The 23,050-nt window shown below is 58.2% G+C and carries 19 protein-coding genes and 2 pseudogenes; 17 read left to right on the forward strand and 4 right to left on the reverse strand.

All coding sequences use genetic code 11. The features are described 5' to 3' along the window. Positions 1-10: 10 nt before the first annotated feature. From CAI21_RS11485 to CAI21_RS11500, 4 genes are all read left to right on the forward strand, one after another. Positions 11-3,085, forward strand: a complete 3,075-nt coding sequence (locus CAI21_RS11485; protein ID WP_116302413.1) for an error-prone DNA polymerase — start codon at positions 11-13, stop codon at positions 3,083-3,085. Positions 3,086-3,215: 130 nt separating this feature from the next. Then, positions 3,216-3,542, forward strand: coding sequence for a BON domain-containing protein (locus CAI21_RS11490; RefSeq protein WP_116302414.1), 327 nt, complete (start codon positions 3,216-3,218; stop codon positions 3,540-3,542). A 116-nt stretch (positions 3,543-3,658) separates the two neighbouring features. Then, on the forward strand, positions 3,659-4,228 hold the full coding sequence (locus CAI21_RS22890) for a hypothetical protein (protein WP_147305102.1): 570 nt from the start codon (positions 3,659-3,661) through the stop codon (positions 4,226-4,228). Positions 4,229-4,550: 322 nt separating this feature from the next. Next, positions 4,551-5,024 (forward strand): BON domain-containing protein, encoded by a 474-nt coding sequence (locus CAI21_RS11500; protein WP_116302416.1) that lies wholly within the window; start codon positions 4,551-4,553, stop codon positions 5,022-5,024. A gap of 34 nt (positions 5,025-5,058) precedes the next feature. Here the strand turns inward: CAI21_RS11500 and CAI21_RS11505 are convergent, their stop codons facing one another. The 3 genes and pseudogenes from CAI21_RS11505 to rraA all read right to left on the reverse strand — a co-directional run bounded on the left by CAI21_RS11505 (position 5,059) and on the right by rraA (position 6,624). Continuing rightward, the gene (locus tag CAI21_RS11505) at positions 5,059-5,451 is read right to left on the reverse strand and encodes an RNA-binding S4 domain-containing protein (RefSeq protein WP_116302417.1); all 393 of its coding nucleotides are present in this window, start codon (positions 5,449-5,451) and stop codon (positions 5,059-5,061) included. A 5-nt stretch (positions 5,452-5,456) separates the two neighbouring features. Then, positions 5,457-5,918, reverse strand: coding sequence for a CBS domain-containing protein (locus tag CAI21_RS11510; protein ID WP_116302418.1), 462 nt, complete (start codon positions 5,916-5,918; stop codon positions 5,457-5,459). 188 nt (positions 5,919-6,106) lie between these two features. Beyond that, positions 6,107-6,624, reverse strand: a pseudogene (gene rraA / locus CAI21_RS11515) (ribonuclease E activity regulator RraA). Between the two features lie 390 nt (positions 6,625-7,014). Here rraA and CAI21_RS11520 point away from each other — a divergent pair. The 6 genes and pseudogenes from CAI21_RS11520 to CAI21_RS11545 all read left to right on the forward strand — a co-directional run bounded on the left by CAI21_RS11520 (position 7,015) and on the right by CAI21_RS11545 (position 14,128). Then, the gene (locus CAI21_RS11520) at positions 7,015-8,088 is read left to right on the forward strand and encodes a phosphoribulokinase (protein WP_116302419.1); all 1,074 of its coding nucleotides are present in this window, start codon (positions 7,015-7,017) and stop codon (positions 8,086-8,088) included. A gap of 22 nt (positions 8,089-8,110) precedes the next feature. After that, positions 8,111-9,148 carry a GGDEF domain-containing protein gene (locus tag CAI21_RS11525; RefSeq protein WP_181919384.1) on the forward strand — a complete coding sequence of 346 codons (1,038 nt, stop codon included), beginning with the start codon at positions 8,111-8,113 and terminating at the stop codon, positions 9,146-9,148. A 285-nt stretch (positions 9,149-9,433) separates the two neighbouring features. Beyond that, positions 9,434-10,459 (forward strand): RuBisCO large subunit C-terminal-like domain-containing protein, encoded by a 1,026-nt coding sequence (locus CAI21_RS11530; RefSeq protein WP_258868258.1) that lies wholly within the window; start codon positions 9,434-9,436, stop codon positions 10,457-10,459. Between the two features lie 96 nt (positions 10,460-10,555). Beyond that, a complete protein-coding gene (locus tag CAI21_RS11535) occupies positions 10,556-11,017 on the forward strand; it encodes a cupin domain-containing protein (RefSeq protein ID WP_116302421.1) in 462 nt (153 codons plus the stop codon). Positions 11,018-11,136: 119 nt separating this feature from the next. Continuing rightward, positions 11,137-13,142, forward strand: a pseudogene (locus tag CAI21_RS11540) (NAD(+) synthase). Positions 13,143-13,567: 425 nt separating this feature from the next. Continuing rightward, the gene (locus CAI21_RS11545; RefSeq protein WP_116302422.1) at positions 13,568-14,128 is read left to right on the forward strand and encodes a peptidoglycan-binding domain-containing protein; all 561 of its coding nucleotides are present in this window, start codon (positions 13,568-13,570) and stop codon (positions 14,126-14,128) included. A 149-nt stretch (positions 14,129-14,277) separates the two neighbouring features. Here the strand turns inward: CAI21_RS11545 and CAI21_RS11550 are convergent, their stop codons facing one another. Continuing rightward, positions 14,278-14,772: a copper chaperone PCu(A)C gene (locus tag CAI21_RS11550; RefSeq protein WP_258868259.1), complete on the reverse strand. Its 495-nt coding sequence runs from the start codon at positions 14,770-14,772 to the stop codon at positions 14,278-14,280. 324 nt (positions 14,773-15,096) lie between these two features. Here CAI21_RS11550 and CAI21_RS11555 point away from each other — a divergent pair, with 324 nt between their 5' ends. From CAI21_RS11555 to CAI21_RS11585, 7 genes are all read left to right on the forward strand, one after another. Further along, positions 15,097-15,762, forward strand: coding sequence for a TonB-dependent receptor plug domain-containing protein (locus CAI21_RS11555; protein WP_116302423.1), 666 nt, complete (start codon positions 15,097-15,099; stop codon positions 15,760-15,762). After that, entirely contained in the window at positions 15,684-17,099 is a 1,416-nt protein-coding gene (locus CAI21_RS11560) for a TonB-dependent receptor domain-containing protein (RefSeq protein WP_181919385.1), read from the forward strand. Before CAI21_RS11555 ends, CAI21_RS11560 begins: the two co-directional genes overlap by 79 nt. A 23-nt stretch (positions 17,100-17,122) precedes the next feature. Next, positions 17,123-20,968, forward strand: a complete 3,846-nt coding sequence (cobN, locus tag CAI21_RS11565; RefSeq protein ID WP_181919386.1) for a cobaltochelatase subunit CobN — start codon at positions 17,123-17,125, stop codon at positions 20,966-20,968. An 8-nt stretch (positions 20,969-20,976) separates the two neighbouring features. Then, positions 20,977-21,456: a MotA/TolQ/ExbB proton channel family protein gene (locus CAI21_RS11570; RefSeq protein ID WP_116302426.1), complete on the forward strand. Its 480-nt coding sequence runs from the start codon at positions 20,977-20,979 to the stop codon at positions 21,454-21,456. Continuing rightward, positions 21,453-21,758, forward strand: a complete 306-nt coding sequence (locus CAI21_RS11575; protein ID WP_116302427.1) for a DUF2149 domain-containing protein — start codon at positions 21,453-21,455, stop codon at positions 21,756-21,758. The genes CAI21_RS11570 and CAI21_RS11575 overlap by 4 nt, the downstream gene beginning before the upstream one ends. Positions 21,759-21,761: 3 nt before the next feature. Next, complete coding sequence (locus CAI21_RS11580; RefSeq protein WP_116302428.1) at positions 21,762-22,403, forward strand: ABC transporter ATP-binding protein; 642 nt, start codon at positions 21,762-21,764, stop codon at positions 22,401-22,403. Continuing rightward, positions 22,403-23,050 (forward strand): ABC transporter permease (locus CAI21_RS11585; protein ID WP_181919387.1); only part of this gene is annotated, 648 nt, incomplete at its 3' end. The genes CAI21_RS11580 and CAI21_RS11585, both read left to right, overlap by 1 nt.

Below are 23,050 nucleotides of genomic sequence, written 5' to 3' on the forward strand. Positions count from 1 at the left end.
ACTACCCGTTATGACCTCCGCTCCGCCTTACGCCGAATTGCACTGCGTAAGCAACTTCACCTTCCTACGCGGCGCCTCGCATCCGGAGGAGCTGGTTGCGCGGGCGGCAGAGTTGGGCTATCGCGCTTTAGCCATAACCGACGAATGTTCGCTGGCCGGTGTCGTCCGGGCTCATCAGGCCGCTAAATCGCATAAGCTCCCCCTCATTATTGGCAGCGAATTTCAGCTAAATACGCATTTGCAACTCGTCTTGCTGGCGCCTCACCGTCACGCTTACGCACAGCTCTCGGCACTGATCAGCTTAGCCCGTACAGCCGGTCGCAAAGGCAGCTATCGCCTGGAGCCGGGCGATGTAGAGAATGCCGCACCCGATTGTCTGGCACTATTGGTAGGCAAACCTCGTCCCCGCGACCTGGTGTGGTTTCGGCGTCATTTCCAAGGCCGGGGTTGGCTCGGCGTCAGCATACTCTACGAAGCCGGCGAGGATCTCCGCCACCACCGTCTGTACCGGGCCGGTAAACGGCTCGGCCTGCCAGTAGCGGCCTGTGGGGCCGTTCATATGCATCGGCGCGGCCGCCGCGCTCTGCAAGATACGCTAACCGCGATCCGGCTAAGCAAACCGCTCGCCGAGCTTGGCAAGCGGCTTTTCCCTAACGGCGAGCGTCATTTGCGGACACGAGCTCAGCTGGCTCGTTTGTACCCGCCGGAGCTGCTAGAGGAAACGTTGGCAATCGCCGAACGGTGTCGCTTTTCTCTGGACGAACTACGCTACGAATACCCTGCCGAACTCGTACCTGCCCCGTATAGTCCCGCCCAGCATTTGCGTGCGCTCACCGAACAAGGCATGCGCAGACGCTGGCCGCACGGCGCTCCAGAAACGGTCAAAGCACAAATCGAACATGAACTGGCCTTAATCGGAGAGCTGGCGTATGAGCCTTATTTCCTAACCGTGCACGATATCGTCCGTTTTGCCCGCTCGCGCGGCATTTTATGCCAAGGCCGAGGGTCGGCTGCCAACTCTACCGTCTGTTTTTGCCTTGGTATTACCGAGGTCGATCCGTCGCGCCTGAATTTATTATTCGAGCGTTTTGTCTCGCGCGAACGCGACGAGCCGCCGGACATCGATGTCGACTTCGAACACGAACGACGCGAAGAGGTCATTCAGTACATTTATCGCAAATATGGCCGTCACCGGGCGGCGTTGGCGGCGACCGTCATCAGCTATCGCCCCCGTAGCGCTTTGCGCGATGTGGGCAAGGCGCTCGGGCTAGACGCCCACCGTATCGATCGGCTAGCCAAGAGCATGCAGTGGTGGGATGGCAAAAGCATTAACCCTGAGCGCCTGCGCGAGGCAGGTTTCGAACCGAACGACAACCCGTTGCTGGAACGCCTACTGGTGCTGAGCAACGAGCTGTTGGGCTTTCCTCGCCATTTATCGCAACACGTCGGCGGCTTCGTGATTTCTGCCGGACCGTTAAACGAGCTGGTACCGATAGAAAATACCGCCATGGAAGGCCGTACCGTCATTCAATGGGATAAAGACGACCTCGAATCCCTCGGTTTACTAAAAGTTGACTGCCTGGCGCTAGGGATGTTGACAGCCATTCACAAAGCGTTCGACTTAATTGCCGAACAACACGAGAAGCAACTGACGCTCGCTAACGTACCGGCCGAAGACCCCGCCGTCTATCAAATGATTCAAAGAGCCGATACGATCGGTGTCTTTCAAATCGAGTCGCGCGCGCAGATGGCAATGCTGCCGCGGATGAAGCCCCGCTGCTTTTACGATTTGGTAATTGAAGTCTCGTTGGTCCGCCCCGGCCCGATTCAAGGCGATATGGTTCACCCCTATCTGCGCCGGCGCGAAGGTTTGGAGCCGGTGACTTACCCCTCCGAAGCCGTGCGCGGCGTACTCGAACGCACGCTAGGCGTACCCATTTTCCAAGAGCAAGTCATGCAACTAGCCGTTGTCGCCGCCGGCTTTACCCCCGACGAAGCCGACCGCTTACGACGCGCTATGGGGGCTTGGCGTCGACGCGGCAGTTTAGGGCCCTTCGAGCGCCGCCTCCGAGAAGGGATGAGCGCACGCGGTTACAACGAACAGTTCGCCAGCCAAATCTTCCGCCAAATACAGGGCTTTGGCGAGTATGGCTTTCCGGAATCTCACGCGGCCAGCTTCTCGTTGCTGGTCTACGTCTCGGCTTGGCTAAAATGCTACGAACCAGCCGCCTTTTGCTGCGCGTTACTAAACAGTCAACCGATGGGCTTTTACGCACCGGCACAACTGGTACGCGACGCACGAGAACATGGCGTTGAAGTCCGGCCCGTGGATGTAACCGCTAGCGACTGGGACAGCACGCTGGAAAAAAACGACGACGGACCTGCGCTACGTCTGGGTTTGCGGCTCATTAAAGGTTTGTCCGCTGCCGCCGCGCAACGCATCGCTAAGGCTCGACTCAAGGCCGCTTTCAACGATCTGGAGGATCTCGCCGGTCGAGCGCAACTGGACAAGCGGGAACTGACGGCTTTAGCGCAAGCCGGTGCGCTCTACCGCCTCAGCGGCCATCGGCGCAACGCCTTATGGTCGGTGCTAGGCCGGGAGCCAGCCCAGCCGTTACTGGCCGACAGCCGCATCATCGAAACGCCCCCTAAGCTCTCCGCACCGAGAGAAGGCGAAGATATCCGGGACGATTATCACAGCCTAGGCCTTAGCCTCGGCCGCCATCCACTCGCCCTACTACGCCCTTGGCTACAGCAACAACGCCTGCGCAGCGCAAGCGAGCTGCAAAGCAGCGGCCACCGACAGCTGGTCCGTACGGCGGGCATTGTTATCAACCGTCAACGGCCCGGCTCTGCCAGCGGCGTCACCTTCGTTACGCTAGAAGACGAGACTGGACAGATTAACGTTGTCGTATGGCAAGACCTGGCAGAGCGACAACGGAAAATCTTACTCAGCGCTCGCTTACTTGGCGTTGTCGGCGTTTGGGAACGTAAGGGCGAAATCTGCCATCTCATCGCCCGCCGCTTAGAAGACTACAGCGCATTACTCGGCACACTTGCACCCCGGTCGCGCGATTTTCATTGAGCTTACCGCTCAACCGGTATTTCGTTATCCGCGGCATATTGCCTCCGCTCTTCTGTGCCCACACCTTGATGCCGTAGAAGAACCTGTCTGCTGCCGCGCCCTAGGCGGTAGCTTGGTCCGGAGGTTGAATATGCACGACCTGATTCCTGGCCTCTTCTTACTTCTGACGCTGGCGCTAGTTCCTCAGCCCAGCTACGCCTTTCCCGAACAAGACCCGGAACTGATTACCGCCGCCGCTCAGGCACGCCTACAGGACCTGGCTATTACCGACGCTATTTATCAAAAACTAGCGACCGTCGATAACTTACGTAACACCAATCTCAATATTCAGACTCAAGAGGGCGAGGTTCACATCAGCGGCTATGTGCCCGATTTTCAAGCTGCCATTCAACTCATCGAGCTTGCCGAAACCGTCGAAGGCGTCAAGCATGTCAGCGTAACGTTAAGGGAGTACTAGTACCTCGTTTCACTAGTACTCCTCCCTCCTTATCGAATCGCACCCTCCCCTTTAAGCCGACCTAATCGTCTCCATATTGGCAGCCATTCAGTGGTTATCCATTTTAGGAGTTGGAAATGTCGTCGAACCCTCGCCATTGGGTCGCTATCGCCGTGTTAGCAGGCGCTCTTGCAGCACCTTCGGTATACGCCCAACAAGAACCGGGTCCGGCCCCGCAACAAGCCCCCGGAGGCCCGCCAGCCGGCCAACAACCCACCGATCCCGGACCACCCCAACCCATGCCCCCAGGGCAGCCGCCGGAGACCGGCCCACAAGGTCAACCGCAAACATGGGATCAAGACCTATCGGAAGCGACTCCGCAAGGCCCCAGACCTACGCCCGGGCAACAACAAGTTCCCGGCCAACAACCGACCACTCCGGACACACAACCGGGGCCACCGCCCCAGGACGACTGGGGAACGCTTGAGGACGAAGATACGGTGTGGGATACCAGCCCCGGCCAGCCGGGGACGCCTGGCCAACCAGGCTCTCCGGGGCAACCCGCCACCCCCGGCGAACCGGGCGCTCCAGGCCAACCCGCCCCGCAAGACACGCCCGGTCCCGGCCAAAATGGCCAGGCAGGGCCTGGAACCACTTGGAACGACGAGGCGCGGGAGCGGGACACTCGGCCCTCCCCGGGATGGTGAGAAACCCAAGCTTTCGACCATAAAGGGCCGCCGCAGCAACGAAAACGTGGATCGTTGCTGCGGCGACCCTTGCCGGCGGGCGGTTTAGCGCGCGCATTTACTCGCCGAAGGAATAGCCCGCTATTGCATAAACTGACACCCAGCTCTTCTTCTTCGCTTTAAACGGCTGATATTCATACCTACCCCCTAGAAACAAGCCGATCTGCGGTTTTCGTATGTTCGGTTAAGGGGTTGGTGCGGTCTCCCGCAGCCGACCCGCCCAGGAGTTTAAGAACTTGCGCGGACAGAAACCGCACGGTAACGAAAAGACAAGGAGGTTGCGATGAAGCTTCGGAGAAGCACCCTAGCCGCCGCACTGATTTCTGCGGCAGTGCTTCCATTTGCCGCCGCTCAGGCACAGCAAGAGATGTATGAAGAGCAGTACGAGGAGCATTCTGTCACCGACGGCGCTTGGCATCATGAGCGAGGTGCCGGGCAACAGTTGGAAGCACGGGACCCCGATCAAGCGGCGATCGACCCAGCCGAAGCGGCCGCCATCACCGACGACGACGAACTAACAGAAGCCATTAACGATATGCTGATCGACGACTTACAGATCGACCAGCAAAATGTAATGGTGACGGTTGAAGACGGCGTGGCCTATGTATCGGGATCGGTAGACTCGGCCGAAGAGGAAGAGCGCCTCTACAATCTAATCGGCCAATTACCGGCCATCGACCGCATAGAGACCGATCTCGCGGTCGACCCAGATGCCTCACCGGATACAGTCACCCGCCCCTTTGGCACCGGCGCATAACTGCCGGCAAACCGTCTGGAGTAAAGGCAACGCCTTACTCCAGACGGTTCTTTTTAAATGCCTGTAGATTTCTACGATCTCGTTTATTCGGCTTACCGGCAGCGCGCAACTGGCCAGCGGCCTGTAACTTCATCTGCTCGCGCTGGGAAGCAACGGCCTCCTTACTTGCTGCCGTTTCCTCATACAAGGTCTGGGCAACGGCAGCCGGGCCTCTCTGCTCAGACAGCTCACGCACGAATACACAATGTTCGAACGGCCCCTTTCGAATCCGAACCTCACTGCCTACACGAACAGTTTTAGCGGGTTTGGCGCGGACACCGTCCACGTGAACCTTTCCGCCGCTAATAGCCTCTACCGCAAGCCGTCGGGTTTTAAAAAAGCGGGCGGCCCATAACCATTTGTCCAGCCGGACGCCTTCTTCTGCCATGGCTACTAAGAGCTTAGATTGGGTAAGCGGCCGTAATTACCGCTGATATATTCAACCAACTCGGCGATCCTATGCTCCTGCCCGTCCACGATCCAGTTGGTCAGGTCGCGGAGCGATATCATACCGATCAGTGCGTCGCCTTCCATGACGGGCAAATGGCGGCAGTTCTTCGCCTTTACGATAACTAGCGCCTCTTCAACCGTCGTCGCCGGGCGGACAAAGGCCAACTGTCGCGTCATGACTTCATATAACGGCGTCGCTCCCGGATCGAGATCGCGGTCGATCACCCGCCGCAGCACATCGCGTTCCGTGAATATCCCTACCAGCTTGCCGTCTTCGACGACGGCAACCGCACCGATATTCTTCTCGTTCATTAAATGTACGGCGGCGGTCACCGTAGCATCAGGGGACACCGCGTATACTTGGCCCTGTTTAGCTTCCAGAATTTCGCTAATGGGATTATCCATACCACCCCCTCCACTCCGTAGCAGCGCTGAGTAAGACACCCACAGCGCTAGTTTACCTACTTACTATATATAGGCGGAAACTTGGGTTCCGGAAAGCCATCCTCCGCCCGAAGCCCGACTATACGCGATCGCAGCCTGCCAAGTTCGACACCGATAAAGCCACTTCCGCTCAGCATGCCAAGGCATGCTTATCCCGCGCTTACTGCCAAGGCACGCTCGGCCACGACAATACCGTCGCTATCGGCGTAGAGATAATCGCCGGGCTGAATGGTGACACCAGCGAAAGTAACCGGAACGTCCCGCTCGCCAACGCCTTTTTTACGCTCTTCAGCGGATGGGTGTTGAGCGCTTTGACACCGATATCCAGCTGTGCAATATCGGCCGAGTCACGGATACACCCATAAACGATCACGCCGACCCAGTTATTCTTTTGCCCAAGCAGGGCCAGCTGATCGCCCAGTAGCGCACAGCGCATGGAACCGCCGCCGTCCACGACCAACACCCGAGCGTCGCCAGGCTCCTCCAAAGCCGCCCGCACTAATGAGTTGTCTTCAAAAACCTTGACTGTCGTCACCGGCCCGTTGAATAAACGTCGACCACCGTAGTCTTGAAAAATCGGGCTGGCAATGCGGAGTTGATCGGAGAAATCATCGCACAGATCGGTGGTTTTTTCGCTCATTGATGTTCCTTCTTGAATAAATGCCATGCCTAAGCAGCATTACAAACTATGGGGAATGCGGCAACAGCCAGAAAGAAGCAGTTCGCTGCCCGATCTGTCGCTATCTTGCCCCCCGGCAGGGTCGCCTGGCGGTCGGCTAAAGCTACCGTTGCAGCGCGGCCCAGGCAAGCCGCGCCAAACGTCTAAAGCCGCGGTCAGCGCTTGTCGTAGACTCAGCCAGTCGATAAGTTTTTAACCATCTCGCCGTTTGACATACAATACGCCGTGCCCACAATGATCCAAGACCGGTTCGGCTAGCGCTCACCTCTTACCCAGCCTGCTGGCAAGCGCGAGTATATAGGTATATAGGCGGACCGCCGTTTTCGGCCGTGGCACATAAGCGCACATAGGGGTGCGAACCGAGGTAGGGATCCAGGCATGCCAAAAGACATTCGCCCCAATACGGCACCGCGCAACAACCTACGCGCTTTATTACAACATGCGCAACGGCCCATTTTGCTCGCTGTAGCGGGCGATAGCGGCAGCGGTAAAACGACTTACAGCCAAGGCATTCGCCGTCTCTTAGGCGAAGACATGGTGGCGGCCATTTCGCTCGACGGCTACCACAAAGAAGATCGCGCTATGCGCAAGATCAGCGGGCGCTCGCCGCTCGACCCACGGGCGAACGATCTAAAGCTGATCAAATCGCACTTACGGACCTTGCGCGCCGGCCAAGCGGTTGAAATACCCGTATACAATCATGAAACAGGCCTGTTTGACGAACCGCAGCTCGTCCAACCCAAACCCGTTATTCTGGTCGAGGGTTTGCATGCGTTGTATCCTAACTTTCTACCCTACTTCGATTTCACCCTGTTCGTCGACTCGGATCGGGAAGTGAAATGGCGTTGGAAGTTGGAGCGCGACGTCAACTGCCGCGGCTACGACCCAGAAGAAGTAAAGCGGGAGATGCAGCGCCGAGAAGTGGCTTATAAGCGTTGGGTGGACTTTCAAAAGACGCATGCCGACGTCATCGTTAAAGTGCATGAGAGCGAGCTGGCCTCGCTGGCAGTCCAAGAGTACGAAGGACGTTTACCCGAGAACTGCTATCACATGGAAGTCATCGTCTCGCCCTCGACGGTCCCGCTACCGGCGCTCTATCTCCCAGTGGACTTCAACGGCATGACCAAACACGACGCGCTCCCGTTCATGCTGGCGAACGTCCCCAGCAGCTACTGGGGGCGTCAGGTTAACGTGGTGCACGTTGACGGCATCATTCCCGTCGACGCCATGTGCCAACTTGAACAGGAAATGGTTCGCTTCACCGGCTTAACGCCGCAATCCGAGTGCGGACTGGGTCAACCGAACAACCCCATAGCCACCTTAGGATTTACTCAGCTGGTCGTGGCTTGGCCATTCCTTGGCCACATCGCCGGACTATTGCAGCAGTGGGTCGATCAAAAAACGCAATCTCGGCCGATATGTAAAGGCAACCCAAATCGAGATCGCCGTTAACGACTCAGCAATGGACAACGCTATGAGTACAACGCCGCCAGAGCCACCCCTTAATGCGATTGCTGAACTGCTAAAGCAACGCGACCAGGCGAGCTCCGCATTGGCCAATATCGATCGGGCATTACACCTCGAGCTGACCCGGGCAGCGGCGACCGGCACGGACGCGATCTCGCCGACGGCCTTGCTGCGGCAGCTGGTCATTCAACCCGATGTGGCAAACGGAGTACTCACGGCAACCGATGCCTTAGCATCGGCTTTTCCCCATACGCAAGGCACGCTAGGCCTGCGTAGCGCCCAAGGCTCTACCCGTATTGCCGGCGCCTGGCGCCTCGGCCAAAGCGGAACGCACTTATTGAAAGACAGCGGCACCAGCCTCGCCCCTCCCTCGCTAACGGTTCCGCTCAACGGTTACAGTATCGACATCGGGGAGCTGCGCCTCTGGAGTGTGGAGCAACAAACGCAAACGCTGCCGGAGCAAGCGACCATTCACGCCTTTGCGGTGGCTATCGAAGCCGGCCTCGGCGGTTTAATACTCAAGGAACGCCTGGCGGGGGATAGCGCCCGCGACCCGCTGACCGGCCTCTTCAATCGTCGTTATATGGAAGACACACTGGACCGCGAATTGCACCGTGCCGTTCGCAAACAGCTTGAGTTAGGGTTGATTCTGTTAGATATCGACCGTTTCCGCCCTTTCAACGAACGTTACGGCTTGCCCGCCGGCGACCAGGTCCTGCGCGCTTTGGGCGGCTTGATTCAAGCCTCTTTCCGCGGTTCCGACGTCTGTTGCCGATATAGCGGCCAACAATTTGTCGTGATACTGCCCGAAGCGCCTCTCGCCGATACCTTGCGTCGCGCACAACAATTACAGGTTCTCGTAAGAGAGCTGGACCTTCGCTACGAAGGCCGCACCTTACCCCGCATCAGCCTTGCCGTCGGCATCGCCCATTTCCCGCGCCATGCCGCAAAAGGCGATAATCTCTTGGCCGCCGCGGAAAGTGCGCTCTATCGGGCCAAGCAACACGGCCCTAATCATGTAATGATTGCCGAAAAATACGAGTAATCGAATGCCCGTAGCAAGCAACCGAATGCTCCCCGACACCTCGGCGGCGGACAAGAGCGTTGTGCGAGGTTTTCGCTGGGATAGAATGCGTCCCTTTGCCGAGCCTGGATCGCCCTGTCATGAAACCTGATTTGCTCCGCGGGGCCGCATTCGTCGTCGGCGCGGGAATTTTAACAATGCGACAAGGGCGCGCTAACCGGTGTAGCCGGCCCGCTAAGCACGTAACCTGAAGTTACGGGTATAATGCCCCGCCACTGCCCAAACGCGTAAGATGGAAGCTCATTTGTGACCGAACGTCTACTGGTAAGTTACCAACTGCACCTAAGCGAAGGGGAATCCGCTGAAGAAAAAGCGCGAGGTATCGCCCTTGAGCAAACTGTCGAGCTGCCTTGGGACTGCGTTCCGGAAGCCCTGCGGGAGCAGGTCGTAGGAGAAATCGTCGCGCTCGAAGCCGTGTCGGCGGATTGCTATACGGCCACGATAGCGTATCCGCTGGAAGTGATCGGTAACGAGTTAACACAGTGCCTTAACGTATTGTTCGGCAATATTTCCTTAAAAGGCGGGTTGCGCATCGTCGATATTCGCTGGCCGACCGTTTTAACCGAACAATTTGCCGGCCCCGCCTTCGGCGTCGCCGGCCTGCGACAACTCTGCCAGGTCCAACAGCGCCCCCTGTTAGCGACCGCACTGAAACCCGTCGGCTTAAAGGCCAGCGAACTTGCACAACATTGTTACCAATTCGCGTTAGGCGGTATCGATATTATCAAGGACGACCATGGACTCGCCGACCAACCGAGCGCGCCGTTTCGCGAGCGGCTGCAACGCTGCCAGGAAGCGGTTACCCGCGCCAATGCGGAAACAGGAAACGCGAGCCTTTACTTTCCGAATGTCACCGCCGGCCCTGGCGTACTGGAGGAAAGGCTCGCAGCCGCGGCACAAGCCGGTTGCAAGGGCGTCCTCATCAGCCCTTGGTTAACCGGGCTCGACGCGATGCGTGCTGCGCGCGACCGCTACGGTTTAGCCTTGATGGCCCATCCGGCCTTTACCGGCAGCTATTTCACCGGTGCCGCCTCGATCGCCCCCGGCCTCTTTCTCGGCGATCTGTTCCGGCTCGCCGCGCCGACGCCTCTATTTATCCCAACGCGGGCGGCCGCTTCGGTTTCGATTTGGCAACCTGTGCATTTATCAATACCCGCCTCCGACAACCGCTGGCAGGTATCGCCCCGAGCTTCCCAACGCCGGGCGGCGGCATGGACGTTAAGCGCGCGCCGGAATGGATCGAGCGCTACGGAATCGATACCATTTTGCTGATTGGCGGAAGCCTCTACGCACAAGGCGACCTACGCGGCGCTTCACAAGCGCTGCGCGAAGCCATCGGCTAAACCAAGCCCGCGAGGTATCTTTCATATGGGCGACAACGCATCGAAAATCGTTCGCGCGAATAACTATCGCTGGAACAGCGTCGACTTACGCGAATACAAAACCGAAGGCAGCCATTTCAAGGACATCACACGGCAAACCCTGCTGGGCGAAGGCGACGGAGAGCAGGCGCTGAACGCGCTAACCCGTTATTTCGAAGTCCAACCCGGGGGGTATTCCACCTTAGAGAAACACGAGCACACCCACTCGGTGATCATTATCCGGGGCGCCGGCGAGGTCATCTTAGAGGATCGAGTAGAGCCCGTCGGCTTGCACGACTGCGTTTACATCGCGCCCAATACATTCCACCAGTTTCATGCAACCTCCGAAGAACCGCTCGGTTTTCTATGCATTGTCGACCGCGATCGCGATCGACCGCAATTGCCGAGCGAGGAAGATCTCGAACGTCTACGACAGACCGAAGCCGTCGCAAGCAGGCTGAAAGCCTAAGCATCATAACGGCGCCCGCCGGCAGCAAACCGCAGGCGCATATCCAATAAAGGCCGACCATGAGCAAAAAGGATTTCTACTCGATCTACACCCACGGATTTCTTCGCTGCGCCGTCTGCATGCCCGCCGTACGCGTTGCCGATCCGCGTTTTAACGCCGAACGCACCTTAGAGCTCGCACAACGAGCATCGGACGCGGGCGCCGGCGTCGCACTTTTCCCCGAGTTAGGTCTATCCGCTTATAGCAATGACGACTTATTTCATCAAGACGCCTTGCTTGAGGCGTGCCTGGAGGCTTTGCAAACGCTGATCGACGCCAGCGCCGACCTCGCTCCCCTGCTGCTAATTGGCATGCCGCTACGGGTGGACGGCCGACTTTTCAACGTCGCGATAACGCTCTATCGCGGCCGCATCCTCGGGGTCGCGCCCAAGACTTACTTGCCTAATTACCGCGAGTACTACGAGAAGCGTCAATTTACCTCCGGGCGCGATACCGTCCGCGATACCATCGAATTACTGGGACAAAGCGCCCCGTTTGGCAACGACCTACTCTATGCGGCCGATAATTGGCCCGATTTCATTCTGCACACCGAGATCTGCGAAGACGTCTGGGCGCCGATTCCGCCCAGCACCTATGCGGCCATGGCGGGCGCGACCGTGTTGGCCAATTTATCGGCAAGTAACATCACCATCGGCAAAGCCGAAGATCGGCGCGATCTTTGCGCGGCACAAAGCGGCAAATGTATTGCCGCGTACCTCTACTCCGCCGCAGGCCCCGGCGAGTCGACCAACGACCTGGCTTGGGACGGCCATGCCGTTATTTTCGAAAACGGTAAGCGTCTGGCAGAGTCGGAGCGTTTCCCCAGCAGCGAGCAGTTAATCCTAGCCGATATCGACCTGGAGCGGCTCGCGCAAGAGCGCATGCGCACGCATACCTTCACCGACACCGCGGGCGTGCACCGGGAGCAGGTGCGTCGTCTACGCCGAGTCGGCTTTACCTTCTCGGCACCGGAACGCGTTCATGAACTGAAACGCCCGCTGGAGCGCTTCCCATACGTCCCGAGCGACCTGGAGAAGCGCGACGAGCAGTGCTACGAAGCCTATAACATTCAGGTTCACGGGCTCGCAAAACGCATTCAAAGCAGCGGTATAGAACGCTTGGTTATCGGCGTCTCCGGGGGGCTTGATTCAACGCATGCCCTTATTGTCGCTGCCAAAACCATGGATCGACTAGGCTTACCGAGAACGAATATCTATGCCTACACCATGCCCGGCTTCGCCACCAGCAATACAACCTTAAAAATGCGCATGCATTGATGCGCGACTTGGGCGTAACGGCCGCAGAGATCGACATCCGCCCCTCCTGCCAGCAGATGCTCCGCGACATCGGCCATCCGGCTGCCGAAGGCGAGCCGGTGTACGATGTCACCTTCGAGAATGTGCAAGCTGGCGAGCGCACATCGCATTTATTTCGGCTCGCCAACCGACATCACGCCATGGTGGTCGGAACCGGCGACCTAAGCGAGTTGGCCCTAGGCTGGGCGACTTACGGCGTGGGCGACCACATGTCGCACTACAACGTCAATGTCTCCGTACCAAAAACGCTGATTCAATACCTAATTCGTTGGGTAATAAGCTCTCGACAATTCGATTCGGCGACGGCGGAGACCTTACAAGCCGTGCTCGATACGGAAATCTCCCCCGAGCTAGTCCCCGGGGAGGACGATAGCGGCGAACCGGCCCAAAGCACCGAAGCTAAAATTGGTCCTTACGAGTTGCAGGATTTCAACATCTATTATGTAACCCGTTACGGCTTTCGCCCCAGCAAAGTTGCCTTCCTTTCTTGGCAGGCCTGGCACGATCGCAATCGAGGCGCCTGGCCGCCGGACCTTGCCCCCGAGAAGCGCAACCAATACGACATCGATCAAATTAAGCACTGGCTGGAATTATTCTTATATCGCTTCTTCAAAATCAGCCAGTTCAAACGCACCTGCATCCCCAACGGGCCGAAGGTCGGCTCCGGCGGCTCGCTATCGCCGCGCGGGGATTGGCGAGCGCCCAGCGACTCCGAAGCCGAACTGTGGTTGCGAGAATTACGCGATAACGTTCCGAAAACAGAAACTTAAGCCGACACCGGAAAAAGGGCCCGTTGCATTTAAGCTCAAGGGGCTTTGCTTCGCCGCAAAAGAGCATGCTTTCGGTTCATCGCGCTTTGGCGGGATGATGGTTTGGTTGGGGTTATTTTGGGTGTCGATGAACCCTATTTTTCACCACTACAAGCCAATAAGGCAACATAGCCACTTTTTACACACACCAATCTGTCGCCTAATGGCGACAGATTGGCAAGAAAACCGACAAAAGAACAAACCCAAGGCACTGCAATAAAAGAAAAAAACCAATAACGAACAAACTTAAGCGCTTTCCCGCCGTTTTCCCCTTGAATACCTCCTAAACGCCACAATTATTTGCTACTGATATAACCGAATACGGTTTTATCGACCGACGAGCGGAACGCTTGCCGGTAATGATCGTAAGCGCAAGGAGGTGCTGAATGAATTTCAAAAAGGAACTACTGGCCATGGCTGCCGCGGGCGCACTGGTAATGACGCCGGCTTGGGCGTTCGCCGAGGACGAGGACCGGGCGCAGATTGATCAACAGGAAGAGCAGGTGGAAATCGATCGCGAGGGCGAAGATGACGTTGCCCTGTTCGAAGAGGACGAGGACACCGAGCAGTTTGCCCCGTTCGACGAAGAGCGTGACGAGGTCGCCGAAGATGACTGGGCCGTCGAAACCGACGATGAAATGGCCGAAGTCGAGCCACCGGTTAGCGACGAACTGATCCTTCAGCTGCAACAAGCGCTTAATCAAGAAGGGCAAGACATCGCCGAAGACGGGATCTGGGGTCCGGAAACCGAAGAAGCGCTTAGCCAGTATCAGCAGGACCAAGGCATAGACGCAACCGGCCAGCTGGATGCCGAAACGCTCGCGCAGCTTAACCTCGACGAGGAAGGCGACGTCGCCATGGCCGAAGAGGAGCAGGCCGAGGTAGACGAAGAGGACGACGATACAGCCTTCTTCCAGGAAGAAACGGTCGAAGAGGAGCAGAACTAAGGTATTAGTTCTCGCCAATCAAAGTAGCCGATCGGCCTTCATGGCCGACCGGCTACTTATCGTTCACGCCCTTGTCCCTTTTTATGTTTATCGCGCTAAGGTCTATGCTTAGTCGCTATTGTCGGTAGCGATGCGTGATGAACCATCTTTTAATGGCTATGGTGGCCTCCACCATGACCATGACGGCGATGTCCACTCGGATGCCGCGCTTCGGCGGTCACATCCAAACGACTACCGTCATTAAAAATCAACGTGAGCGGCACGTCGTCCCCAGCTGCCAAGGCATGCTCAAGCCCTAACAACATAATGTGATAACCGCCCGGCTCCAGCCCAATTTCGTCGCCGGCAGGGACGATAATCTCCTCCACCTTGCGCATTTTCATCACACCATCTTCATGCAAATGCGTGTGCAGCTCCACGGTCTGCGCAATGGTCGACTCGGCGGCAACCAGTGCGAACGTCTCGTCGCTTGGATTGCGAAGCGTCATATAGGCCGCGCTGTTTTCCATTCCCGGCGGCGTAGCCCGCGCAAACGGGTCGCTCACTTGAATCGAATCGGCCGCAAAATCTGCCCACGCCGCCATCATCGGCATACCGGCTAAGACAAAACCCAATGCCCAAGACGCCAAGGCGTTTGCCTTCATGCTATTCACTCCCCTCATGCCTTTCATAAGCCCTTCAAGGTAACGCGAAACAATGCCCTTACCTCTCGCTGCCGCCCCCACCGAGGTGGCAAGGGAAATTATTCGGCGCTTCTTTAACCGTTACCGTTCGGGAAACCTTCATTTAATCCACCCCACGCGGAGATACGTTACCCCGGCGAAGCATCTCGCACCGAATACCGGTGAATCCTCTCACAAATTCAGCGACGGATGAATCCATCGCAATGGCTATAGCTTGCCGTCGCAAGCGTTATGTTATAACGTTTCGACTGCGCTAATAACTACGACGAAACTCGCCATACCGCCATGATTAAGCACCCGCACACCCGGTTAGTATCATTGGCCCGCAATGCACTCTCCCCGCTGAGCGGCTCCCCCCTCCCCCGCTTCGTGCTCAATGCGTTTTTAACGGGCACGTTAATCGTTGGCTTTTCCAGCACCGGTGCGACTGAAGCGGATTCTCTCGCACCCCTGGTCGTTACGGCTTCGCCGCGCGCCATGGATCATCGGGACGCTCCCGCATCCGTCACCGTAATTGCGGGAGAGGACATCCGGCGTCGCGGAGCGCAAAACCTGGCCGAAGCCGTTGACGGCGGCCCCGGGATTAGTCTCAGCTCGGTCGGCTTTACGCGGCGTGGCGTTAACATTCGCGGCATGCAGCCGGACCACTCGCTGATTCTCATAGACGGCATGCGGATCAGTGCCGCCGACGATGTCATTGCCCATGCCGATTTTAATCTCGGCTGGGTTCCCATCGACGCGATAGAAAGAATCGAGGTCGTCCGCGGCCCCATGTCCTCCTTATACGGCTCGGAAGCACTGGGTGGGGTGGTGAACGTGATCACACGTCCGGCCACGGATATCTGGCGCCTGAGCGGAACCGTCGGTGGGGGGTGCGAGAAGACGGTCGGGGCGGCGAAACCCAACAATATGCCGCCAACCTTAGCGGCCCGCTCGTCAAAGACGTACTAGGCATCGGTATACAGGCTGAGCTCCAAAAGCGGGCCGCAACCCCGGATAAAAACAACAAAACCCTTAGCGAATTGGAGGGTCGCGAGGCGCTCGCCGGCAGCGTGAACTTAAGCTTTACGCCGAGCAGTACGCAGCGGTTCGATCTGCGCCTCTCGGAAAGCAAGGAAGAGCGCTGGCGCGATACTGCGGCAGGGCCTGCCGTTTATGAATCGCGCGACGATATTCGCCGCCAACACTACTCGCTCACACACCGTGGCGAATACGGCGCGCTGGAGAGCGGATTACGGCTTTATCAGTCGGAGCTAGAGAGAACCAACCGCCGTAGCGACCAAAGCGCTTCCGCTCCGCCGCAACGGCTCACCGACCGAGTCGTCGACGGCCACCTCAGCCACCCGCTTGGAGAGGATCACCTTCTAACCGTCGGTGGCGAGTATCGCCGCGAACGGCTGCGCGATAACGCCTTCTCGGACACCGGCCGGGAGCAAGCCGCTCACCGCGCCGTTTTCGTACAAGACGAATACTTTATCGGCGACACGATGCTCGTTACCGCCGGCGCCCGTGCCGATCGTCACGATGTTTATGGATGGACGCTCAGCCCTCGGCTTTACTGGCTTCACCACTGGACTGACAGTCTGACCTTCAAAGCCGGTTACGGCGAAGGTTTCAAAGCGCCTACTTTGAAACAACTCTCGTCGCAGTTCAGTACGGTTGGCGGCGGCGGTCGTTTCACCGTCGTCGGCAACCCCGATTTAGATCCCGAAACCAGTGCTAGTTACGAAGTTGGCCTAGCCTACCACGACACCGCACGGGCGGAACTTACCCTGTTCCACACCCATGTCCGCGACCTCATCCAAACGCACTGCATCAACAACTGCGGCGCCGGCAATCCGTCCGAACTACGCAGTTATACCAACGTCGACCGCGCCCGGCTGCAGGGCCTTGAGGCAGCGTTCGACACACCGCTGCCGCTTGGTCTAGCGTTATCCCTTAACTACACCTACCTCGACGCTCGCGACCGAGGCAATAACGAGCGGCTTAGCCATCGGCCGCGTCACCGCGCCAACAGCCGCCTGCAATGGCAGGCCCGGCAAGGGATAACCGCATACCTAAGGGCCGAACACGTTGGCCCTCAGGTAACGGGCTCCGGCGCGAATCGGGAGCGGCTCCCGTCCTACAACCTTTTGCACACGAACCTGAGTCTTCCGCTGAGAGAACCGATCACGTTGCACTTCGGCATAGATAACCTCACCGATTTAAGGCTTTCGGACCGCTCCGATGCATTCAGCGACGAAGAGATCGGGCGCTTTTACCGGGCCTCCCTCACCGCCTCCTTTTAACGCCTATGCAAACGAGATACCCCATGCCAGCTTTCCTTGTTATACGGTGCCTGCTGTGCGGAATCTTGCTCGCTGCGGTCGGCGGCACCGCAACTGCCAGCGATGCTCAGCGCCCGCTTGTCATTGCTTACACGACCGAGTTTGTCCTGAGCGGAAAACTTGACCTCCTAAGCCAGGTCGCCGACGAGGCCGATATCGATTTCCTCTACCGGCGAGTCGAACACCTTGACGCACAAACGCTCGCAGACGACCAAGCCCGCGCACATTTCATCCTCGTCGATACGCCGCGGGGCATCGATGCCATGCATGCTCGAAACGCCCTAGCGCCGCTGCTTCAGGACGATGCCGCACCGCCGCTTTTACAAAGCATAGGCCGCGAACATAGGGCACAGGGCTTGAGCCCGACCGATGCCGAGCGCCTCGGCGCTTACTATCGATACGGCGGCCGCACGAATTTTCAACGCTTCTTCAATTACCTCAATGTCGGCTTGTTCGGCAGAGAAGGGACCGTGGAGCCTCCCCTACCCTTGCCTGCTGCCGGGGTTTATCACCCCGCGCACCCAGAGCGGGTCGTTAGCGACATCGCCGACTATTTGAACTGGACTCGCCGCGGCAAGCACGACGAGCGCCCGGTTGTCGCCGGCCTGATTCACGAGAACAGCATCGGCGACGAGCAGACGGCGGTGCTCGATAAAATCGTCGAACGGGCCGAAGCCCACGGTCTGATCCCCCTTCTGTTTTATTACCCGAGCGGCGACGAGACGCCGCTAATCGACTATCTGCACGATGGCGAGAAAAGTCGCATCGACGTCCTTTTCAACACGCGTCATCTTCATGACGCCGACGGGCTGCGGGCCCAGTTCGAGCGCTTAGATGTGCCGGTCATCCAGACATTAGGTTTTCGCGATGGCAGCCCCGCCGAATGGCAAACCGAAGCCAGCGGCATACCTTCGCGCATGGTGCCCGGCTTTTTGGTCACCCCCGAGTACATGGGTTTGATTGACCCGCAGGTCATCGGCGCCGTCGACAACGGGCACTCGATGCCGCTTACCGAGCAAATCGATGCGCTGCTCGGTAAGGCCCGCAACTTAGCAAACCTGAGGCGGACTCCGCGAGCAGACCGGCAGGTAGCTCTGTTTTACTACAACTATCCCAGCGGCGAGAGCAATCTCTCCGCCTCGCACCTTAATGTTCCGCGTAGTTTGGCGCATGTGAGCGCTGAACTCGCAGCAGCCGGTTACAATCTCCAACCGCTGGCGGAAGCCGCGTTCATCGAACACGGCACGGCCATGCTCCGGCCGTACTACTATCCGGAGGAAGCACCGGCGCTATTAGACGATGGGCGCGCGGGCTTGTTGCCGCTTACCCATTATCGGGCTTGGCTAAACGAGCTACCCGAGCAGCGCCGGCAAGCGCTCTTGGAGCATTGGGGCGAGCCGGAAAGTCATGCATTCGTTATCGAGCGCGACGGGGAGCACTATTTCATAATCCCGCGCCACCGTTCCGGCAAGCTTACCTGGTTGCCGCAGCCGCCTCGCCGGGGCGCCAATATCCATAACGATGCGGCGCCGCCCGATCATATTTATCTAGCGACTTATCTGTATGTACGGGAAGTTTTAGGTGTCGATGCCATTATTCATTTCGGCACCCACGGCAGCCAGGAGTGGCTGCCCGGCAAAGACCGAGGCTTAGCCGCCGACGACTGGCCCAATCTGCTGATCGCCGATATACCCGTTATCTATCCCTATATCGTCGACAACATCGGGGAGGCCCTGCAAACCAAGCGGCGCGGGCGTGCCACCACGATCAGCCACCAAACCCCGCCTTTTGCTCCCGCCGGTCTTTACGGCGATTTGGTCGAGCTGCACGAGCTCATTCACCACTACGAAATGCTGGACCAGGGCCCCGTGCGCGAACGGACCCGCGAAGCCATCGTCGAAACGGTGCTAAACGACACGTTGTACAAAGACTTGGGATGGCGTAATCGGGACATCCGCGACCACTTCGAACATTTCCTACACGACTTGCACGACTATTTGCATGAGCTTGCCCGCGCGGCTCAGCCCTTGGCACTGCACACGTTCGGCCGCTCGGCCGACGAACGCCATATACTCAGCACGGTAATGCAAATGCTGGGCGATGCGTACTATGCACAGATCGAAGGTGTCGATATCGACGAACTCTTCGTCGACAATTTCGACGCGGTGCAAAACTCGAAACCTTACCGTCTCCTGGCATCGCACCTACTGGAGCAGTCGCCAGCGCCAACGCACTTGAGCGACACAATGGAGGTAGCGGAGAGATATTTCCGCCACCTCCGCGATAACAGCGAAATCGAGGCCCTGTTGGCCGCACTCGACGGGCGCTATATTCCCACCTCCTATGGCGGCGATCCGATTCGCAATCCCGACAGCCTACCGACCGGCCGCAATCTTTACGGTTTCGACCCCGCAAAACTACCGACGCCGCAAGCCTATGCCGCCGGCGGCGAAGCATTACAAGGCTTGCTGTCCAGTCACCGCCAAAAGCACGGCGAATACCCGCAGAGTCTGGCCTTCTCGCTGTGGTCGTCGGAAGCCATGCGCCACTTCGGCGTACTGGAAGCGCAAGTGTTACATGCCCTTGGGCTTAAGCCGGTTTGGGATCGTGGCGGGCGGCTGGAACGCTTGCACATCATCCCCGCCGATGAGTTGGAACGCCCCAGAATCGACGTCGTCGTATCCCTCACCGGGACTTACCGCGATCAGTTCGACCCCTTCTTGCACCTATTGGCGGAAGCCATCGCAGAACTCGCCAGGCTGGACGAAGCCGATAACGCTGTTTTTCAGCATGCACAACGCATCCGCCAGCAACTCCTCGACAACGGCTTAACGTCTAGCGAGGCCGAACACCTTGCCGCGGCCCGACTGTTCGGCAATCCGCTCGGCCGCTATGGAACAGGCTTGCCCGAACAGGTCATGGCGAGCGACCGGTGGCAAAACGATAGCGAACTCGCCGCCGCCTACCTGGAAAGAATGCAGTACGCCTATGCCACGGGAGACGGTAACTGGGGGCGCCGAATCGACGGCGTCAACCTTTATGCCGAGCAACTGAAACGCATCGACGGCGCGGTGCTCGCCCGCTCAAGCAACCTCCACGGTCTACTCTCCACCGATCATCCCTTCGAGTTTCTCGGCGGGATAGCACTCGCCACTCGCACCCTAACGGGCGCAAGCCCGGAGCTGTACATCGCCGACTTACGCGACCCCAACCGGCAACATTTGACGACGGCGGATCGATTCCTCGCCGCCGAACTGCGTAGCCGCTATCTCCACCCGGGATGGATAGGTGCGATGCAGGGCGAAGGGTATGCCGGCACGTTAAGTCTCTTGAATACGGTGAATAACGTATGGGGTTGGCAAGTGATGGAGCCGGGTACCGTACGCGCGGACCAGTGGCAAGCACTACACGATACCTACGTTCAAGATGCACTAGATCTCGGCCTCTCCGAGTGGTTCGAGGCCCATAATCCGCACGCGCATGGGCAAATCATCGAGCGTTTACTAGAGGCGGTTCGCACCCACTACTGGGACGCCTCCGAAACCACCCAACGGGAGTTGGTAGAGCGCTACCTGGAGCTCGTAGAGCAACACCAGGTCGGCAGCCTTAACGCGGCGTTCCGCGATTACGTGGACGAGCTGGCGATCGGGTTCGGCCTTTCCGGTGCTCCCGCTACAGGGATCGAAGCCGTTACCGGCCCGGTTTTGGAACCCGTCGTCGAGCATGCCTATCCGCCGACGGCTCACAGCGCTTGGCTCTACGCCTTACTCCTGCTGCTTATCGTTGCCGCCGGAGCCTTTTATCAACGCTACCGACAAAATCGCCTCTAGGAGCACTTATGAACTGGCTGGAACTAACCATGTTCGAGATCTCCCGGTTGTTCTTAACACCGGTGCTAATTTTGATCATGATTGCCTTTATATACGCCTTCTTTGCCTTGGGCGGTTTTTTGCTGGAAAGTTTTGCGCGGGCGCGGGGCAAGCATCGCTCGGAACTGGCCGCGTACTATCGGCGACACGGCGGCAGCAGCGACGATCTGGAACTCTGGATCCTGCGCCGACTCGAAGCCCTGCGGATTACCACCCGCAGCGCGCCGATGCTCGGCTTGGTTGCCACGATGATTCCGATGGGGCCGGCCTTGCTCGCGCTGTCGACGAACCAAACGGACGGCGTTGGCGAAAATCTAGTGATTGCTTTTGCTGCCGTCATCCTGGCCCTGCTCAGCGCTTCCATCGCGTTCGCCGTGCTCATCGTACGCCGCCGTTGGCTGCTTACCGAGCTGCGTCAAATCGAACGTAAGCGGGAGGAGGCCTTATGAGCCGTTTTCTCGATCAAGAGGAGGACGATCCTATTCTCTCTGTTGTTAACCTGATCGACGTGTTTTTGGTAGTAATCGGTATACTGCTGATCGTCATCGTCCAAAACCCACTCAACCCCTTTACCGACGACGATGTCATGGTTATACGCAACCCCGGTAGCGACACCATGGAAATTATCGTCAAGCAAGGGGAAGTGCTGGAGCGCTACGAATCCAGCGGCGAGATTGGCACGGGCGAAGGTGTGAAAGCTGGCGTAGCCTACCGATTACCCGATGGGCGCATGATTTACGTACCGGATTAAACAATGTTCGAAGTAAAATCAATACGATATCGTTACCCTGACGGCACAACGCTGGAACTTCCCGATTGGGCCGCCAAACAAGGCGAACACCGGCTGCTGCTAGGCCCTTCCGGCTCGGGCAAAACGACGCTACTGCACTTACTGGCCGGGGTACTACATCCCGACCAAGGTAGCGTCACGGTGGCCGACACCGATTTGGCAAAACTGCGCGGTGCGGCGATGGATCGCTTCCGCGGCCGTCATATCGGCTTAGTATTTCAGCAGATACACCTCGTTCACGCGCTGACAGTGCTCGACAACCTATTGCTCGCCCAATACTTAGCGGGCCTTCCGCAAGATCCGGAGCGGGCGAAAAGTCTGCTGGACGAGCTCGGACTTGGCGAACACATGAAGCGTTACCCGGAACAGCTCAGCCAAGGCCAAGCCCAACGAGTCGGACTGGCGCGGGCTGTCGTCAACAAACCTCGCTTAATACTGGCCGACGAACCGACAGCGAGCCTGGACGACCGTCATTGCCAAACCGTACTCGAACTCTTGCAGCAACAAGCCGCGGCCTGCGGCGCGACGCTAGTCGTCGCCACACACGACGGGCGAATCAAAGCGTCCTTCGAGCACCGTTTGGATCTTGATGTAGAGACTGCGTGATGAACTTACTCAAACTCACCACTGCATATCTTCGGGCTAATCGTCTTAGCGTCCTTCTCAATCTCCTGCTGTTCGCTCTCGGCATGGCGACCATCGTCACGCTTCTCTTGGTCAACCACCAGGTGCAGGACCGCTTAACGCGCGATGCAGCGGGAGTGGACTTGGTCGTGGGCGCCAAAGGCAGCCCGCTGCAAATCATCCTGGCCAATGTCTTTCATATCGACGTACCAACCGGCAACATTCCGCTGGCCGATGCCGAATGGGTAAGGAACCACCCGATGGTGGGTAACACGATACCGCTGGCGTTGGGCGACAATTTCCAGGGCTATAGAATCGTCGGCACGGAACACGGTTACGTGGACCTATACAATACGAGCGTACGCGAAGGCGGCCTTTGGGAAACCGACTTCCAGGCGGTAATCGGCGCCGAGGTAGCCGCCCAATCGGGCCTAACGCTAGGCGATACGTTTGTTGGCGTCCATGGGCTTGGGGCCAGCGATCACGTACACGGGGATCATCCATACCAAGTGGCCGGCATTCTAGCCCCGAGCGGGACGGTGCTTGATCGCCTGATCCTTACCTCCGTTAACAGCGTATGGGCTGTGCACGGTCATGGGCACGACCACGACCATGACCATGGGCACGAC

Origin of the sequence: Alkalilimnicola ehrlichii, assembly GCF_003399765.1 — a bacterium.
Classification (GTDB): Bacteria; Pseudomonadota; Gammaproteobacteria; order Nitrococcales; family AK92; genus AK92.